Raw genomic sequence first — 17,338 nt, 5'->3', positions numbered from 1 at the left:
TGGAGAGGAAAACTAAAACAACCGCTCCATTTTTTTGCATAGTGAGGTTATGTATGTGAAACGATATCGACATTTATACTTGTTAAGTTCAACGCTACTCATTTGTTTTGTCGTATTATCACTTTCGTATCATACCGCTTGTATTGAGAAATTTGACAATATAGTCGCGCATTTTATTCGAAGTTTTCGAAACGATTATTTGACAGCCTACTTTACTTGGGTGTCGTTTATCGGTTCCAAAAGAATATATTTTCCGTTACTCATTATTCTTGTAATGTATTTTCTCGTTAGAAAAAAGTTGCTTAGTGCATTACTTCTAACAATTAATTATTATGGATCTCGTTATTTAAACAGTATGCTTAAACTATGGTACGAGCGAGCAAGACCTGATGTGTCGCAGCTTGTTACTGCAACTGGATATAGTTTTCCGAGCGGTCATACGATGAATGCTACTGCTTTTTTAGGATTTATTGCATACGTCACGATTACAGAAGAACGTATTACATTGCATAAAAAATTGTTGATTATTTTTATAGCGAGCTTTGTTGTATTATCTATTTCAGTTAGCCGAATATATCTTGGCGTTCACTATCCATCTGACATATTAGCAGGATGGGCAGCTGGCGGTAGCTGGCTCGTTTTATGCGTAATATTTCATAAAACGTTCATTAAAAAAGAACCTATGTCATAATAGGTTCTTTTTCCATTGGTTCAACATGAATGTGCGCATGATAAATGCCAAACTTTTTCCGAAGCATAGCCTCGATGTTGTCAGTAATACAATGACTTTCTCCAACATCCATACGAGCATCTACCTCAATTGTAATATCAACGTACGTTTGATTCCCGTACATACGAGCGCGAATATCTACGATGTTTTCCACGCCACCAATATGTTCAATCGCATCAGCGTACTCTTCCATCTTATCTGGATCGATTCCATCCGTTAACATATGAGAAGCTTCTACGAAAATTTCCCATGCAGTTTTACAAATAATAAGACCGACAATTAAAGCAGCAATAGGATCTAAAATAGGCATTTGGAACTGCGAACCGACAATGCCTACTACTGTACCAATACTTACGAGGGCATCTGATAAATTATCCTTTGCAGCTGCTTCTAATGATTTACTTCTTGTTCGTGCTGCAATCTTTTTCGTATACAAATACACACAGTACATAACGACAGCAGAAAATAAAGCTACCCATGCAGCAAGTACATTAGGTGCTGCTTGTTTCGGATTTAAAAAAGATTGAATGGCACTAATAACAACTTCTAATCCGACCGTTGCCATAATAAAAGAAGCAACAAGTGATGCAATTTGTTCTGCACGCGAATGCCCATATGGATGATCTGGATCACGAGGTTTCCGAGAGATTTTTAGACCAATTAATATCGCTAAAGAAGCACCGATATCGGTTAAGTTATTTAAACCGTCAGCACGTAATGCGCTAGAGAGGGTAATATAACTGATGATGATTTTCATAGAGGATAAAAATATGTAGGCCAAAATGCTGACAATCGCACCTTTATCAGCTTCTTTATGAGAAAGAGTATCCATTTTAATCACTCACCTTTCTACAAGGAATTTCTTTCTATAAATAGAGTATCAAACGAAAGTCGTGTGGGTCTATACAAACATTGTTGACGTTTTATAGCTTTTTAAGAAGTGGATAACAAAGTTTCATGAAGGAAAAATATGTTGTAAAGTGCAAAGTTAGGGTATGCAAGCGATTTAGATCTATGTATAACCGGGGAAGGAGAAGGGAGTACAAATATGTATACTTCTGACAGCTGATTTGGAAAAAATAAAAACCCTCTAGAAAATATTTTTCAGAGGGTTTTCATCTTAGTATGCTTCTAAAAACTCAGTAACTTGCTCTTCAGTTTTTGCGTTAGCACTATGTAAGTGGCCTAGCTTCTCGCCATTTTGATATACAAGTAAACTTGGAATACCCATTACTTGATACTCTTCAGCGATATTTGGGAACTCATCTTTATTAATAGAATACCATTCAAACTTATTGAACTCTTCCATTACATCTCCGATAAAGTTGTCCATACGTACACAATCTGGACACCATGTAGTAAAGAACTTAACAACTACTGGCTCCTCGCTTGCGATGATGTCTTTGAATTCCTGTTCAGATTTGATTTCTTTCATGTTAGTTTCTCCTTTTTCACTATCAATATTTTTGGTTATTTAGTTGGTGTATTTGCTGTGAAAGGAAAAATTATAACGAGAACCTTTCTTTTCGAAAAATTCGTTAGCAAATTGATCCACCGCAGTTTCTTGAAGTCCTGGTACATATGAGTAGATATCCAGTGTGATTCTACTTTTTATGTCCTAGTCTTATATGCATCTTAAATCTAGAAATGAATATTAGGAACCTCACTTTTCTTTATAAGCTTTTTCGTGAGCTGTGTCAAACTTCTGAAATTGTAAGGCTACTATTTATTAGTAAGGTAAATTGTATTCATGATAGCCATTGCTATAAAGTTCTTTTCCCCATATATTTTTATGAGGTGTTGTGAGAGAAGAGATTAAGTGGCGTTAGCGGAGTTCCAGCAACAATTACACCTAAATAAAGTAATGCAGGTAAAAGAAGCAAGGCTAACAAGAAGGGAAATTGCGGCACTGTATAGAGTGAAAGAAAAACATGATATGGAGCGAGAAAGGAATCGTAAGAACATGTTAGGAAGTATTTAGCGGTAGAAGTCAGGGGGAATGTAGATGTGATAGAAAGACAGTATTACATTATTTTTTCAAAGGGGGTAACTAGGATGTTGAAATGGGTAAAGAAATTAATTTTTTAAAATGCCCACCCTGCATTGTTTGTGAGAAACAAGAAGGTGAGCTTCCATTAAACGAAATGAATGTAGTTTGTGAAAAATGTTCCTAAATTACGCATGAACAAGACATATAAAGAGATTCCTACACCCTTTATATCTTATTCCATAAATAACAAAGCTGGTGAGCTTCTGATTCAAGAGCTATTACATGATCATTATTAATAGAGTTATTCGTATACATTTTGTTCTTTTGAATATTAAGGACCGTATAATTCACATTGTTATGTTCATTCGAAAATGTTGATTCGTTTAATAATGTTAATGTTGAGTTGATGTTATATTTATCAATTCGCTCTTTTTTTCCTTTGAAAAACAGTTTAATAAGATGTGGCTCATCATTAATGAGCAAACCGAGTTCAGGTGATGAGCGGACGATTAAATTATGTGATAACCAATGTGATTTACCTGGATCAAACCAAGAGACGTCTTTGTTTTTAATAAATTTTTTATACTGCTTTATAACATCAATGTAGTTTTGCTTTTTCTTCTGGTCAACAGTTTGTACTAATGTTTCAAAACAGTCAAAAGCTAGTTTGTTTTTATGAAATTTAATAACAGTTTCTCGTAATTGTTTCCAGTAATCAAAAACTGGGTGATATTCAGGTTGAGATTTTAAATTCTTTACAAAATTTGTTTTAGCTGCACTACTTTTCAGTGTGAAGTCTAAAAATTGTGTAAGTCCTACCTTGATTTCCGCCATGTTACACCCCCTTTCCGAACATTACTAATTCGATAGTGGAAAGGGAAATCCTGCATTTTGAAGGCGGTGAACGAGATGCTAGATGATGAAGAGTTGACGGAACAAGAACGGCTCTTTTGTTTGTATTATGTGAAATACTTTAAAGGGAAACAAGCTGTACGGAAAGTTAGGTATGTAAAGAGAAGCACGCATAGTACGAGTAGTCGATTACTTAGAAGAGAACATATAGCATTTCAGGTCAGAGAGCTTAAAGCAAAAATGGTTGAAACTATATTTGGGGAAGTAATGAGTGGGTTAAATGAGTAAATCAAGATTGCTTTTACTAATACGAAAAAAGGTCCTGTTGTTTCCAACAGGACCTTTCCTAAAATGGCAAAGAGTAACTCTTACCTTACTCTTCTCGTATATAATACATGAAAAAGATAGATGTGTATACAACAAGAAATTCCAATATAATTATTCGAATATAGTGTTTAAAAATAAAAGGGGGGATTTCAAATAAGGAATTAAATTACAAACGCTGATTTATCAGGTGATACAAATGAATTTCTATCAAATTGTAGTTAATAAAGTGATATTGAGATAATAAGATATGTAATTTTGCATACCGGATTGTAAAAGCGAACAAGGGTATAAATGATCTAAATAATACGGAAGTTGAGGGAGAGTAATACTAAAATTTTATTTGTTTTTTTACTGTAATAAATTCATTTGAATAGAAGTGAAAAATAGAGGTTTGCCTTAGTCATTTATGAAAGTCAAGAATATTTATAACCATAGGAGTAAATACACAGGTCCGATTTTTGTAATGATGGAGGGAATTGATGTGGACATAACTCAAAGCATGGCAAGAATAGTAGTTAATGGGAAAGATCTTCCGTTTCGTTTAGTTAGTACTTCTGTATGGAATCAAGGGCCTGTAAATGATTTAATTGTTTCAACAAACGAAAGAGTCGAGGATTTTTATCAATTTATGTGGTCGCAAGTACCAGTAATGCTTGCGATGTATTTTCTTCAAGGGGCAGACTTAATGAGATTTGCTAGAATTACTGGGATTAATCAAAGTGTAACGGGGGAATATATATATCATTTCTCTTGGGGATAAAACGAATATAAAGTAGCTTTATAGTTTTTAATAAATGAAATGGAAAGGAGTCAAGAGAATGTTTTATTCATATTTTGATTCTCAAGCGGGTATGCGACCAGCGTATGGTACATCAATCACGTTTAGCGGAGCACAAAGTACAGTTCAAGCTGTTCAACAAGCGTTACAAATGCAACAACAAATGCAAATGCAGCAACAAGGTATCCAGCCGTATTATTCATCCATGGAGTATTTTTATCCGATACATCACGTTGCACCGGATGGAAGCTCTTTTTTTACAATTCCATATGGAACTGTATACAATTTATAAAATTACTATTGTATGGAAAGGAATAACATGAAGGCAAGTACACTATATAAAAATAAAATAAATCCTAAGATGAGTAGTATGGGATGCAACTTGAACATATTTGACCTCCTTTAGTATATAAAGAATTTTAATACATCTTTGGTGAATTTAGAAGGAAAATATATTAGATAAATGGTGCTTGAATGGATACACGAATTTAATAGAGTAGTGAATGTCTAATAAATAAAGAAGTATTATGGGGGACACCTTGACTAGATTATTTATAAAGGACAGGTCGATTTACCCGACGTGAAATATAAAAGTGATCAGATTTATATGTACAGAATAAGGGATAAATAAAAAAAGAGCATACATAAAAAGTACGCTCTAAAGAAAGATAGGTTTTATGAGTGGATAATCTCCATACGATAATATATGTTCGGTTGATGTAAATGTGTGAAAAATCAATAAATTATCAATGAAATATCATGAAATGAGTAATCTTAGTCTATTAATAAGGTTTTGTAGTTAACCAAATTGTAAGGATTTTGTATAGAATGGATTAACAACTCGATAATAATCGTACTTCAGTTTCATATTTCGTATAGTTTGGATATTGTGTAATAGTTTGACATTTAGGTGTGGAAAGTTGATTAATTATAGAAACATTTGTAATTACTTCGTTACAAGGACCGAAAAATGTAACTTTTAATTTTGAATTTGGTGGGACTTTGAAAACAATAGGTTTTTTCTCCATGAAATCAGCTCCTATGATGCAGTATTGTATACTGCGTTTTTTGTTTAGATTATAAAGGCATATTAGTATAATATGAATCTTTAGTTGATAATGATATAAAGTTCACTACTATGCAGAGCCTGAATGTATAAATTATTAAGGGAATATTAATGAATCAAAATTTTTACATGTGTGGGCAGAGCGAAAAATGTGGTACATATTGGATAAAATAATTGGATACTAGAAGAGCATGTAACTATAGGTAGTTACATGTGTTATGAATACGTAAAGAGTCCCTTTACTGATACATAGTTTATTCAAATGAAATGAATTACATTTAGAAAACACATTGTATACACAACAACACTGTATAGTTATTCTTATATAATAATAAAAGTGAGGTATTTTGAATTGAAAAAGAAAAAGCTATTTTTAGGAACAATTATTTCATGCGTAGTACTGGCATTATCCGCATGTGGCTCTTCAGACAACGTAGTAACATCAAAAGTAGGAAATGTTACAGAGAAAGAGTTAAGTAAAGAATTAAGACAAAAATATGGAGAAAGTACTTTATACCAAATGGTGTTAAGTAAGGCGTTGCTCGATAAATATAAAGTTTCAGATGAGGAAGCAAAAAAGAAAGTAGAAGAAGCAAAAGATAAAATGGGTGAGAACTTTAAAGCGACTTTAGAACAACTTGGATTGAAAAATGAAGATGAATTAAAAGAAAAAATGAAGCCAGAAATTGCATTTGAGAAAGCGATTAAAGCGACTGTTACAGAAAAAGATGTAAAAGATAACTATAAACCAGAAATGAAGGTAAGTCACATTTTAGTAAAAGATGAAAAGACTGCTAAAGAAGTGAAAGAGAAAGTAAATAACGGAGAAGATTTTGCGGCTTTAGCGAAGCAATACTCAGAGGATACTGGTTCAAAAGAACAGGGCGGGGAAATCACTGGTTTTGCTCCAGGGCAAACGGTAAAAGAATTTGAGGAAGCTGCATATAAATTAGATGCAGGACAAGTAAGTGAACCAGTAAAAACAACTTACGGTTACCATATTATTAAAGTGACAGATAAAAAAGAATTAAAGCCATTTGATGAAGTAAAAGATTCAATTCGTAAAGATATAGAACAGCAAAGACTACAAGACACGACAGGTAAATGGAAACAACAAGTAGTCAATGAATTATTGAAAGATGCTGATATTAAGGTGAATGATAAAGAGTTTAAAAATACATTTGAATTTCTAGAAAAGAAATAATGACTGTAATTAGAAAAGGGAACCTTTAAAGGTTCCCTTTTCTAGTTAGTGTGTGAGTTATAAATAGATAGTAAGACAATACAATATTACATATAAATATTAAGAATTACAATGGAAATTTATGTAATTATTTTGAAGTAGGTTAATCATCACTTCATAGAATGTTGATATTATAATGTTTTGTTTCATCTCATTAAATATAAAACGAATTAATTAATTTTAGCCCATTATTTGTAGGCAGTAAGATTTGCGTAGGCTAATTATTAGTCAGGAATGAACAAAGATTGAGTGGATTAAAGTTTCACTTTATAGAAGTGGATAAACATAATTTGCAGAATGAAACATACAATAAGATTGAAATATATTGACGTTAAATGAAGTGAAAAGCAGAGCATTCTATTAAGATGGATGTTCTTTTTCGTATGAAATTTTAAGGTGAAGAATGAATTGTTGGATAGATAAATAAATGATGTAGGGGGAGAAAATGTGAAAGTAATTTTTCAAAGAGAAGACGGAGGGAAAATTTTTGAATCGTATGATGAAGATATAAATAACCTATTAGCTATTTTAAAAGAAACGAAAGGGATTAAGATCGGGATGGTTGAATATGAGGTATTAAAATACGAATTAGAGTATTTTCGAAACCCGAAAAAAGCAGTAACAGAGAGGGAGTTACATATAATAGTACAACCAAAATATATTTAGTAATTAGAGTGAATTATTAATGAATAGTTTTATGTAGTATATACGAAAAGAGAGTGTTTAAATTGCTCTCTTTTCATAGAAATTTATAAGGAACGAGTTTTGATTCTTTATAAATCTCATAGATTTTTTGAATTTAGGCAGGGATTTTATATTTGGGTAGATAAATGTTCATATAAGTTATTTTTATGTGAATATTGGAGGAGTAAAAATGAGTTTAGCAAGTTATATAGGGTGTAATGTAGAAATTCCATTAACGGATCCAGATTCTAATGATGTAATTGTTTTTGCGCCATGTTTTTCAGATGAAAGTATGCTTGAAATTGTACAAGAGTTTCAATTTCAAACAAGTTATACATATGAAGTTTCAACGAGTTGGGGCATTGAACTTGTTGAGTGGCAAACTGAAAGGGAGAAGAAAAAAGCTAATAGCTTTATGCACGATTATGGAAGGTTATTTAAATGATGGGGACTATTTTGAATTATTCAGTTGTTGGGTTGGTAATGAAGATAAGGAACGATTGGGAGAATTAAAATTAAAAATAAATCATTTTAATATAGATGAGATTCGTATTCCAGAAAGAACACTTGTCAGGATAGAAAAATAAATATAGAAATATAGGTGATTAGAAAAAACGACTTCTCTTTAAGTGAAGTCGTTTTTTAGTTGATACGTGAACTTCCTATTAAATGGGAAAAAGGCTCATTTGATGAAGAAAAAATAAATTCCTTCTCAAAAGAACGTAGGTTCGTGTATAATTAGAACGAATGTTCTTGTATGTGTAGATAGTATACGATTTAGAAATAAAGTGAAAATGTAATTAGTGGGTGTTCATCATCCACTAATTACATTTTCACCAATCGGCTGTTTACGGGGAGTTGATTTTCGACTTACTTTCCTTGTATGTTGTGAATTTTGAGGTGGGAGATTTCCTATCTGTTCATGCGGTGGAAATATGAGCCGAGCAATTATTAAAGAATAATCGAAGCGCAATATGTTTGAAATAGAATGGATAAATAATCGAGGAGATAGAGAAATGAATGATGTAAAGATACAAAGAGCAAAAAGAGAATGGGTTCCATTTACAGTAATGTCGGAACAGTTATTAAGTATGCGAAAGGTTATTGGGGAGAAATTTAAAGTACAAAAACCATTTTTAACAAAAGAAGCAAAAGAGGGAATTTCTGATAAATTATTAATGTCATTATTGTCTGAGAAAGAAATATTGGTGACATATTTTGAAGATGGATACATACTTACAAGCTACATGACAGTTGTACATATAAATCCGCTAAAGCGCATTGTAATGTGTACTGACGCGTTTTATAAAACTTACGTATTTAATACCACGGATATTATTGAAATAGCGTAAAGTAAGCTATGTTAGATGTGAAACAGAAAAAATGAAACGGAAAAGCAGCTAGCTTCATACTAGCTGCTAAGCCCCAGGGAAAGGGAGAAAAAGATAGGGTACTCCAAAAATCAACAATAGCTGTATAACAGCCTGATTATAGTATGGACAAATTAAAAATTCTTAAACAGGACGATGAAAAAATAGGGTTAAGCTGTACCGACTTGGTTTTGATCCGCAAGGTCAGAATCAAACGTATTAGTCGCACTCACACCATTAAAAGTATTAACAACAAAACCAACGTTGGAAGCACCAGATCCATTATAAGCCTTCGTGTTTTCTTTTGGAGAAACGTTATAGAAATCACCTAAATTAAATGAACCGTTACTATTTTGTACAACTAAATTCCCTACAACTGAGGGCATAGTTCTCACCCACTTTACAATCATTTGTTAACACTACTATATGGTCTTATAGTCCAAAGGGTTCATGTAATAAAACTTACGAAATAGTAAAACGTTTGAAGTGTAGTTTAATCCCATAATAAAAGTGTGTTAAACTGAATGTAAGGTTACGTAATTAAAAATAATAATTGTATAATCAGTATATGTGAAGATAAAGGAGGCAAAATGTAATGAATAATGTTATAAAAAAAGTAGATTTAACAGATGCAAAATCAAGTAATCTTGTTGCACTTATTTATAGCAATGAAGTTATATTGGTGGAAGAAGCATTTTGTCCAAAGGAAATAAAATTAAAGTTTAATGAAATTGCAATTTTATCGGCTATTAAAACGGCACATATAATGAAAGTATCCATCAGAAAAGAGCTTGAAGCGATTTTTCATGACACGGGTGTTTTATTGGTGAAGCATAGTGCTGAGTATGGAAACAGTCAATCTATCACTATGCATTTTGAACAATTTAAAAAGTTACAACATGAGATTGAGTATTTAAGTAAAAGTATGTAATAAGGCAAGATGAAGATTCTTTCATAGAGGTGAACAGTTCTATGTTGAAAAAATGGTTTGAAAATTTTTTAGACGAATCTCACTGTAAACATAAATATAGTTTTATTAAGATGTAGGATATGGTAGAACAGTTATTAGTGGGTAATAAAAATATCGGAAATGTAAAAGTTACTGGTTTTTATAGTGTATGGAGAGAGAAAAATACAAAACAAGGAGTTTTCAAGAGATGATGTATTTGTTGGCAATTCTTCTTCCACCTGTAGCCGTATTATTTTGCGGAAAACCATTTCAAGCAGTAATTAATTTCATATTAACATTAATATTTTGGGTTCCAGGTGTTATTCATGCGATATTAGTTGTACATGATAAAAAAGCAGATCGGCGTTTAAAAAAACAAATTCAAGCATATGATGAAATAAATAAAAAGAACAGAAGATAGCTGAGTTGTGAAATGATTTAAAAAAGAAAGGGGGACTACCTCCTTTCTTTTTTCATTCTAGTTAAGTTTAAATTTTAGTGTAGCGGTAAGAATTTTTAATATAAGTATTGTGATAATTCGTTTTGGAGTGTGCGTTTAATAAACCGGTGTAAATGTTTTCAGGAACGTTAAAGAAATCATACAGTCCATGCTTTAATTGAATGCGTAAAATCATAGAAAAAGGATTATAGCCAACAGCAACTATAGTTTTTGAAATCACGGGAGATAGTTCCATTATTACGCAACTCCTCACTTTTCATTTTTAATAATTTCTTATAGATGTTGAGGTTGTGGTGTTGAAGTCTTTATAATTAAAGAGGTATTATACTTATATGCAATATATTAAATGTTCGTTATACGTAATTATAAGGAAGTTCACACGAAGTACATATCGTTGTGCTATTTTTATTTCACCTTTGATTTATAAATAAGAAAATATTGACCATTTGAAAAAAAGGTATATTATTTATACGAGGTATTAAAATTTCACTTTTTACATTCTATGCTTAAAGGGGCAGCATTATTAGAAAAATAGAAGTGAAAATACTTAGTATAAGAAGTATTCTAAAATTTATAATCTGTGAATTAGGAAAATATTGAATGCTCCAGGTCGATATACTTTCTTAATTTAATTCATTTTAGAAAGTGACCTCAATATTTTTAAGTAAATCAACGGGAGAATTGAAAGGCAGGAGAAAGTAACATGTCAGAAAATTATCGTTCTCGAGAGGAGCGACGACAAGTTAAAAAGAAAAAACAGCCAGCTTCTAAAACACAAAAACCAAAAGGTAAAACATCATTCTTTCGCAAGTTTTTAATTACTTGTTTATTACTTGGTATTGTTGGTTTAGTGGCGGGGGTTGCTACCTTCTTCGTAATGATTAAGGACGCACCGAAACTTGAGAAAGCAAAACTTGTTAATCCGTTATCCTCAAAAATTTATGATAAAAATGGCGAGTTGGTATATGAATATGGGAAAGAGAAACGGACGAATGTTACGTATGATCAAATTCCTAAATTAGTAGAAAATGCATTTTTAGCAACAGAAGATGCACGATTTTACGAGCATAGCGGAGTAGATTTTAAAGGTACTGCACGTGCTGTTTTGGTGAGTCTTAAAGGAGATTACGGTTCACAAGGTGGAAGTACGATCACGCAGCAAGTTATTAAAAACTACTTCTTATCGATGGAAAAAACATCAAAACGTAAGGTTCAGGAAATTTATTTAGCGTATAAGCTAGAACAACAGTATTCAAAACATGAGATTTTAGAAATGTATTTAAATAAAATTAATTTAGGTAATCGTTCATATGGGATCGCAACAGCAGCACAGAACTACTACGGTAAAGAATTAAAAGAGTTAACTTTACCAGAAGTTGCGATGCTTGCAGGTTTACCAAAAGCACCGAATAACTATGATCCAACGAAGACAGAAAATATTCAAAGAGCAACAGAAAGAAGAAATGTTGTCCTAAAATTGATGAATCGACATGGTTATATTACGAAGACAGAAATGGAAGAAGCTTCGAAAGTTGAAGTGACAAAGGGACTTAAGACAGCAACGGAACTTCAAACAATGCCGCATACTGCATTTATGGATGCCGTAGTGAAAGAAGTAGAAAAAGAAATACCAGATGTTAATATTGGATCTGATGGCTTAGAAATTTATACAACATTAGACCCGAAAGCACAGGAATTTGCTGATAAGATTTTAAATGAAAATATTATTAATTATCCAAATGATAAATTCCAAGGTGCTTTCACATTTATGGATACGAAAACAGGTGAGATTCGTGCTATAGGTAGTGGTCGCGGTGAAAATAAAGCAGTATTTAAAGGGCATAATATGGCAATTGAATTAGATCGTGCAGCTGGTTCAACTATGAAGCCAATCTATGATTATGGCCCTGCAATTGAATACTTAAAATGGGCTACGTATCATCAAATTGATGACTCTCCATTTAAATATTCAACTGGACAAGAAGTTCGAAATGCGGACAGAAGTCATTTAGGATCAATTACGATGCGTGAAGCGTTAAAAATGTCGCGTAACGTCCCAGCAGTTAAAACTGCAAAAGAAGTAGGGTTTAGTAAGTCGAAGGAGTTCTCTGAGAAATTAGGTATTACACTTAGCTCAACACCGAAAGAATCTACAGCTATTGGTACAAACGAAGTATCACCAACTGAAATAGCGGGTGCTTATGCGACATTTGGTAATGGTGGTAAGTATGCAAAACCGCATTTTGTTAAGAAAGTAGTTTATCCAGACGGAAAGTCACAAAGTTTTGGACAAAAACCAAAACAAGTTATAGCTGACTCTACAGCATATATGATTACTGATATGCTTCGTTCAGTAGTGACATCAGGTACTGGTACAGCAGCAAATATAAGTTCTTTAGATGTAGCTGGAAAAACAGGTACAACAAACTATGATTCAAAACAATTAGCGAAATTTAATATTCCGGAAAGTGCAACTCGTGATAGTTGGTTTGCAGGTTATACGCCGCAATATACGATGGCAGTATGGACTGGATATATGAAAGATGGTAAAGACGAGTATATTAGTAGTAAAAATACGAAAATTGCACAGTTGATCTTTAAAGAAATGATGAGTCAGTTTGCTACTGACAAATCAAGATTTAAAATGCCAAGTAGTGTAATTCAAGAAGGTAGTGAGCTGCGTATAAAAGGTGAAAAACGTGATTCTTCTCCAAATACGAGCGTACCGGATACAACAGAAAAACCAAAACAAGATCAACAGCAAAAAACTGAAGAAGAGAAAAAGCAAGAAGAATTAAAAAAACAAGAAGAACTTAAAAAACAAGAAGAAGAAAAGAAACAAGAGGAACTGAAGAAGCAAGAAGAACAAAAGAAACTAGAAGAGCAAAAGAAACAAGAAGAAGAAAAGAAACAAAATGAACAAAATAATGGAGGGGGCCAAGGAGATACGACACCTCCAGCAAATAACGGAGGAGGCCAAGGGAATACGACACCTCCAGCAAATAACGGAGGAGGCCAAGGGAATACGACACCTCCAGCAAATAATGGAGGAGGCCAAGGAGATACGACACCTCCAGCAAATAACGGTGGAGGTCAAGGGAATACGACACCTCCAGCAAATAATGGAGGAGGCCAAGGAAATACAACTCCACCAGCGACCACACAACCAGAAACTGGCGGTAATGCAGGAGAGACCCCTGCTAATAATGGACAATAAGAAAATTTTATAAAAAATATTAAAAAGCACTTAAGATTTGTAAAAATTATAATCTTAAGTGCTTTTTTCTTTTAAATGCAGTAGCTATGAGACAATGTATTTTAAATATTAAAAGTACCATAGAAGTTTTGAAAATAAATTGAAGGAAAATGATAAAAAATTTGAGATTGAGGTAACGGAGGATAAGCGTGGCTTTGAAAGGGGGTACTACTTGGATGTGCACCATGATGCCAAAATGAGGGGGTAATTTGACCGGGAATTTGATAGTGTTGCCAAGTTGCGGGAAGTTCAATACCGACATCAGAACTAGCTGTATGAACGGCGGGAACGTGTATCCCAGGAGCCGAAGGAACTACGGCAGTTACTCTTGATGATACCCACATAAAAATATTCACTCCTAAGTTGCGATAATAAAGTAGTATATTCTTTTCACACATGTAAAGGTACAGTTAGATAGGACTTTAGGCTAAAACATACGTATAAAGTTGTAAGACCAATTTAAATTGAAGGTAGACTATTTATTATAAAAAGATACGTCTATTTACGGAGGGAAAAGGAACAAGGAAACAGTAAAATAGAGGTGTTAATTGTAAGATTTTACGTTTTTATGGAGGAATATTTATGGAACGATTATGGACGAAATCATTTATTCAAATGACTTTCGCAATGTTATTCTTATTTACAGCATTTTATTTACTTGTTCCAACGCTCCCACTTTTTATTAAAGAGATAGGTGGCAATGAATCACAAGTCGGACTTATGATGGGAATGTTTACAATAGCGGCAGTTGTAATACGACCGATTATTGGAGGGATGTTGGATCAATATGGTAGAAGACCCTTTATTATTTTGGGACTCATCTTTTTTGGGTTAACGATGTACTCTTATCATTTAGCGACGACTATTGTCCTTTTAGCTGTTTTACGTGTTATTCACGGAGTAACATGGGCTGTTTCTACAACAGCTGTTGGAACAGCGATAACTGATATTATTCCAGATTCACGCCGTGGTGAAGGTATGGGTTGGTATGGAATGGCTATGACGATTGCAATGGCAATCGGCCCAATGATTGGATTATCGGTTGTACAAAATTATTCATTTCACGGCCTTTTCTTATTAGCAACTCTTTTATCCTTTATGGCAGTCTTACTATCGTTAATGACGAAAATGCCATTCACACCACAAAAAGAAAAAGGGAAAATACAACTGTTTGAAAAATCGGTTCTATCCATTACGATAGTTGTATTCTTTTTATCATTTGCATATGGAGGCATTACGACGTTTTTACCGCTATTTGCATCGTCAATTGATGTGAATCCTGGGACATTCTTTCTTGTATATGCAATTGCTTTAACGATTGTAAGGCCAATTTCAGGAAAACTATTAGATAAGTATGGAGAAGTATTTATCATACTTCCGGCACTATGCATTACTATTATTGCAATAGTTGTATTAACGATTTCAAATGATTTAATAGGTGTAGTTATCGCAGCTACATTATATGGTGTTGGATTCGGTTCAGCACAGCCAGCATTGCAAGCGGCAATGCTTACAATTGTCGATCCGAGTAAAAGAGGAGTTGCGAACGCTTCATTTTTTACAGCGTTTGATTTAGGAATTGGGTTAGGTGCTATTTTACTTGGAGTTGTTTCACAAATGTTTGGTTATCGTATTTTATTTTCAGGGAGTGCAATTTCAGCATTAATAGCCTTAATTATTTTCGTCTTCTTTGTAAAACAACGATTAGGAAAAAAGAGTTTGCATAAACTGGGGGGAATAAAGATGAGAATTTCAATTGATCGTAAAGCTCTACAATGGTTCCAGGAAGAATTACGTATAAAGCACGGTGAATCTGTACGTTTTACTGTAAGGTACGGAGGGAATAGTTCAATTCAGCCTGGATATTCTTTAGGGATTGTTGCAGAGAAACCAGATGGGGAAATCGTGTCAGTTGAGAAGGAAGGTATTATATTTTTTGTAGATGTTGATGACCTTTGGTATTTTCAAAACTATGATTTATTTGTAAGTTATCATGAGGAAATGGAAGAAATTCAATTTAATTATGTAAAATAATAACTTTATTAAAAATGAATAAGTTTTATATAAAAATTATATTTAAGACATAGTGAAATAAATATCATATAGTAACGAGCTGTATTTATGTACAGCTCGTTTTTTTTATTTCGTAAATAAAATTAGAATAATTGTATATTTGGCGGTGTTATATGGAAAATCTTTATATCTTGTTTTTAAAAATATGCAAAGAAGTCTATTCTTTCTTTATAAAACATAAGAATTATTTTCAAAAAATTGTATTGTTACAGTAAGAAAAGTATAGGAAACTTATCATTATAAAATAAATTGAAATCTTCTAAAAACTCTGATACATTGAAATAGAAATGTAGTTTCACAATATTGTAAAGGCTTACAGTTATGTGCACGAAGATCTATTAGGATTGGAGGAAATAATGATGAAAGCTGAAGAAAAATTTTCCCCGGGATTAGATGGTGTAGTGGCAGCGGAGACGAAGATTTCGTTTCTTGACACAGTGAAAGGTGAAATTGTAATTCAAGGGTATGATTTAATCGAACTCTCAAAAACAAAAGAGTACTTAGACATTGTGCACCTTTTATTGGAAGAACATCTACCGAATGCAGATGAAAAAGCAACACTTGAAAAGAAATTAAAAGAAGAATACGCGGTACCAGAAGGTGTATTCAACGTACTGAAGGCATTACCGAAAGAAACGCACCCTATGGATGGATTGCGTACAGGTGTGTCCGCATTAGCTGGTTACGATAATGATATTGAAAACCGCTCGTTAGAAGTAAACAAAAGCCGCGGATACAAATTATTGAGTAAAGTACCAAACATAGTAGCGAATAGCTATCATATTTTAAATAATGAAGAGCCAATTGAGCCACTTAAGGAATTATCATATAGCGCGAATTTCTTCTATATGTTAACAGGTAAAAAACCAACTGAACTTGAGGAGAAGATCTTTGATCGTTCCCTTGTTTTATATAGTGAACATGAAATGCCAAACTCTACATTTACAGCGCGCGTTATTGCATCTACGCAATCCGACTTATATGGTGCTTTAACAGGTGCGGTTGCATCTTTAAAAGGTAGCTTACATGGCGGTGCGAACGAAGCGGTTATGTACATGCTTTTAGAAGCTGGTAATGTTGAAAAGTTTGAAGAGTTATTACAGAAGAAACTATATAACAAAGAAAAAATTATGGGCTTTGGACACCGTGTATATATGAAGAAGATGGACCCAAGAGCACTGATGATGAAGGAAGCTTTAAAACAGTTATGTGATGTAAAAGGTGATTATACACTATATGAAATGTGTGAAGCTGGAGAAAAGATTATGGAGAAGGAAAAAGGAATTTATCCAAACCTTGATTATTATGCAGCTCCAGTATATTGGATGCTTGGTATTCCAATTCAACTATACACGCCAATCTTCTTTAGTTCTAGAACAGTAGGATTATGTGCGCACGTTATTGAGCAACATACGAACAATCGTTTGTTCCGTCCACGTGTAAATTATATTGGCGAGCGACATGTACTTAGTAAGTAAGAACAACTGGGGAGTTGTTAGCACCGCCCGCCAGATGGGTGTTTGACCGACACCCATCATTAATAATAACGAATTTTCGACA

General features: G+C 33.2%; 21 protein-coding genes and 2 pseudogenes. 15 read left to right on the top strand and 8 right to left on the bottom strand.

Translation table 11 applies throughout. The features are described from left to right. Window positions 1–55 precede the first annotated feature (55 nt). Window positions 56–691: a phosphatase PAP2 family protein gene (locus ACTFNE_RS08390; RefSeq protein ID WP_002163663.1), complete on the top strand. Its 636-nt coding sequence runs from the start codon at window positions 56–58 to the stop codon at window positions 689–691. On the opposite strand, the gene ACTFNE_RS08385 is transcribed toward ACTFNE_RS08390, so the two are convergent. The 3 genes and pseudogenes from ACTFNE_RS08385 to ACTFNE_RS08375 form a co-directional block, all read right to left on the bottom strand. Further along, window positions 681–1,562, bottom strand: coding sequence for a cation diffusion facilitator family transporter (locus ACTFNE_RS08385; protein ID WP_000380376.1), 882 nt, complete (start codon window positions 1,560–1,562; stop codon window positions 681–683). The two genes, ACTFNE_RS08390 and ACTFNE_RS08385, sit on opposite strands and share 11 nt — an antisense overlap. Before the next feature lie 288 nt (window positions 1,563–1,850). Continuing rightward, window positions 1,851–2,192 (bottom strand): thioredoxin family protein, encoded by a 342-nt coding sequence (locus tag ACTFNE_RS08380; RefSeq protein WP_255256062.1) that lies wholly within the window; start codon window positions 2,190–2,192, stop codon window positions 1,851–1,853. Between the two features lie 12 nt (window positions 2,193–2,204). Beyond that, window positions 2,205–2,440 (bottom strand): annotated as a pseudogene (locus tag ACTFNE_RS08375) (hypothetical protein); the annotation flags it as partial. Between the two features lie 109 nt (window positions 2,441–2,549). Here ACTFNE_RS08375 and ACTFNE_RS08370 point away from each other — a divergent pair. Next, window positions 2,550–2,711 carry a hypothetical protein gene (locus ACTFNE_RS08370; RefSeq protein WP_001972344.1) on the top strand — a complete coding sequence of 54 codons (162 nt, stop codon included), beginning with the start codon at window positions 2,550–2,552 and terminating at the stop codon, window positions 2,709–2,711. Between the two features lie 234 nt (window positions 2,712–2,945). Here ACTFNE_RS08370 and ACTFNE_RS08365 read toward each other — a convergent pair whose 3' ends face one another. Further along, complete coding sequence (locus ACTFNE_RS08365; protein WP_000807973.1) at window positions 2,946–3,554, bottom strand: hypothetical protein; 609 nt, start codon at window positions 3,552–3,554, stop codon at window positions 2,946–2,948. A 75-nt stretch (window positions 3,555–3,629) separates the two neighbouring features. Here ACTFNE_RS08365 and ACTFNE_RS08360 point away from each other — a divergent pair, with 75 nt between their 5' ends. The 3 genes from ACTFNE_RS08360 (at window position 3,630) to ACTFNE_RS08350 (ending at window position 4,969) form a co-directional block, all read left to right on the top strand. Next, window positions 3,630–3,860 (top strand): terminase small subunit, encoded by a 231-nt coding sequence (locus ACTFNE_RS08360; RefSeq protein WP_000883188.1) that lies wholly within the window; start codon window positions 3,630–3,632, stop codon window positions 3,858–3,860. A 445-nt stretch (window positions 3,861–4,305) separates the two neighbouring features. Then, the gene (locus ACTFNE_RS08355) at window positions 4,306–4,659 is read left to right on the top strand and encodes a hypothetical protein (protein ID WP_070805945.1); all 354 of its coding nucleotides are present in this window, start codon (window positions 4,306–4,308) and stop codon (window positions 4,657–4,659) included. 58 nt (window positions 4,660–4,717) lie between these two features. Continuing rightward, window positions 4,718–4,969, top strand: a complete 252-nt coding sequence (locus ACTFNE_RS08350) for a DUF3947 family protein (protein ID WP_270705413.1) — start codon at window positions 4,718–4,720, stop codon at window positions 4,967–4,969. Window positions 4,970–5,510: 541 nt separating this feature from the next. Here the strand turns inward: ACTFNE_RS08350 and ACTFNE_RS08345 are convergent. Next, complete coding sequence (locus tag ACTFNE_RS08345; protein WP_000412567.1) at window positions 5,511–5,705, bottom strand: hypothetical protein; 195 nt, start codon at window positions 5,703–5,705, stop codon at window positions 5,511–5,513. 390 nt (window positions 5,706–6,095) lie between these two features. Between ACTFNE_RS08345 and ACTFNE_RS08340 the strand changes: the two genes are divergently transcribed. From ACTFNE_RS08340 to ACTFNE_RS08320, 5 genes are all read left to right on the top strand, one after another. Next, window positions 6,096–6,947: a peptidylprolyl isomerase PrsA gene (locus ACTFNE_RS08340; protein WP_000727481.1), complete on the top strand. Its 852-nt coding sequence runs from the start codon at window positions 6,096–6,098 to the stop codon at window positions 6,945–6,947. A gap of 486 nt (window positions 6,948–7,433) precedes the next feature. Then, on the top strand, window positions 7,434–7,652 hold the full coding sequence (locus ACTFNE_RS08335) for a hypothetical protein (protein WP_000864286.1): 219 nt from the start codon (window positions 7,434–7,436) through the stop codon (window positions 7,650–7,652). 208 nt (window positions 7,653–7,860) lie between these two features. Further along, a complete protein-coding gene (locus ACTFNE_RS08330) occupies window positions 7,861–8,115 on the top strand; it encodes a hypothetical protein (RefSeq protein ID WP_046197489.1) in 255 nt (84 codons plus the stop codon). Further along, a complete protein-coding gene (locus tag ACTFNE_RS08325; protein ID WP_169823865.1) occupies window positions 8,096–8,257 on the top strand; it encodes a hypothetical protein in 162 nt (53 codons plus the stop codon). The genes ACTFNE_RS08330 and ACTFNE_RS08325 overlap by 20 nt, the downstream gene beginning before the upstream one ends. 429 nt (window positions 8,258–8,686) lie before the next feature. After that, window positions 8,687–9,022, top strand: coding sequence for a YolD-like family protein (locus ACTFNE_RS08320; RefSeq protein ID WP_001000611.1), 336 nt, complete (start codon window positions 8,687–8,689; stop codon window positions 9,020–9,022). A gap of 188 nt (window positions 9,023–9,210) precedes the next feature. On the opposite strand, the gene gerPF is transcribed toward ACTFNE_RS08320, so the two are convergent. After that, window positions 9,211–9,426, bottom strand: coding sequence for a spore germination protein GerPF (gerPF, locus tag ACTFNE_RS08315; RefSeq protein WP_001141565.1), 216 nt, complete (start codon window positions 9,424–9,426; stop codon window positions 9,211–9,213). A 209-nt stretch (window positions 9,427–9,635) separates the two neighbouring features. Between gerPF and ACTFNE_RS08310 the strand changes: the two genes are divergently transcribed. Beyond that, entirely contained in the window at window positions 9,636–9,971 is a 336-nt protein-coding gene (locus tag ACTFNE_RS08310; protein ID WP_270705415.1) for a hypothetical protein, read from the top strand. Between the two features lie 226 nt (window positions 9,972–10,197). Beyond that, entirely contained in the window at window positions 10,198–10,410 is a 213-nt protein-coding gene (locus ACTFNE_RS08305) for a YqaE/Pmp3 family membrane protein (RefSeq protein ID WP_000990231.1), read from the top strand. Between the two features lie 67 nt (window positions 10,411–10,477). Here ACTFNE_RS08305 and ACTFNE_RS08300 read toward each other — a convergent pair whose 3' ends face one another. Beyond that, window positions 10,478–10,684, bottom strand: a complete 207-nt coding sequence (locus tag ACTFNE_RS08300) for a KTSC domain-containing protein (RefSeq protein WP_000423629.1) — start codon at window positions 10,682–10,684, stop codon at window positions 10,478–10,480. Window positions 10,685–11,152: 468 nt separating this feature from the next. Here ACTFNE_RS08300 and ACTFNE_RS08295 point away from each other — a divergent pair, with 468 nt between their 5' ends. Then, window positions 11,153–13,666 (top strand): transglycosylase domain-containing protein, encoded by a 2,514-nt coding sequence (locus ACTFNE_RS08295; protein ID WP_270705417.1) that lies wholly within the window; start codon window positions 11,153–11,155, stop codon window positions 13,664–13,666. A gap of 101 nt (window positions 13,667–13,767) precedes the next feature. On the opposite strand, the gene ACTFNE_RS08290 is transcribed toward ACTFNE_RS08295, so the two are convergent. After that, window positions 13,768–14,049, bottom strand: coding sequence for a hypothetical protein (locus ACTFNE_RS08290; protein WP_000270175.1), 282 nt, complete (start codon window positions 14,047–14,049; stop codon window positions 13,768–13,770). Window positions 14,050–14,287: 238 nt separating this feature from the next. On the opposite strand from ACTFNE_RS08290, the pseudogene ACTFNE_RS08285 reads away from it, so the two are divergent. Together ACTFNE_RS08285 and mmgD are read left to right on the top strand one after the other, a co-directional pair. Continuing rightward, window positions 14,288–15,421 (top strand): annotated as a pseudogene (locus tag ACTFNE_RS08285) (MFS transporter); the annotation flags it as partial. Between the two features lie 713 nt (window positions 15,422–16,134). Beyond that, the gene (gene mmgD, locus ACTFNE_RS08280; protein WP_002021315.1) at window positions 16,135–17,256 is read left to right on the top strand and encodes a citrate synthase; all 1,122 of its coding nucleotides are present in this window, start codon (window positions 16,135–16,137) and stop codon (window positions 17,254–17,256) included. Window positions 17,257–17,338 lie beyond the last annotated feature (82 nt).

This window comes from Bacillus cereus group sp. MYBKT111-2 (assembly GCF_051915205.1).
GTDB classification, from domain to species: domain Bacteria; phylum Bacillota; class Bacilli; order Bacillales; family Bacillaceae_G; genus Bacillus_A; species Bacillus_A paranthracis.
This window is presented reverse-complemented; position numbering and strand designations above follow the sequence as displayed.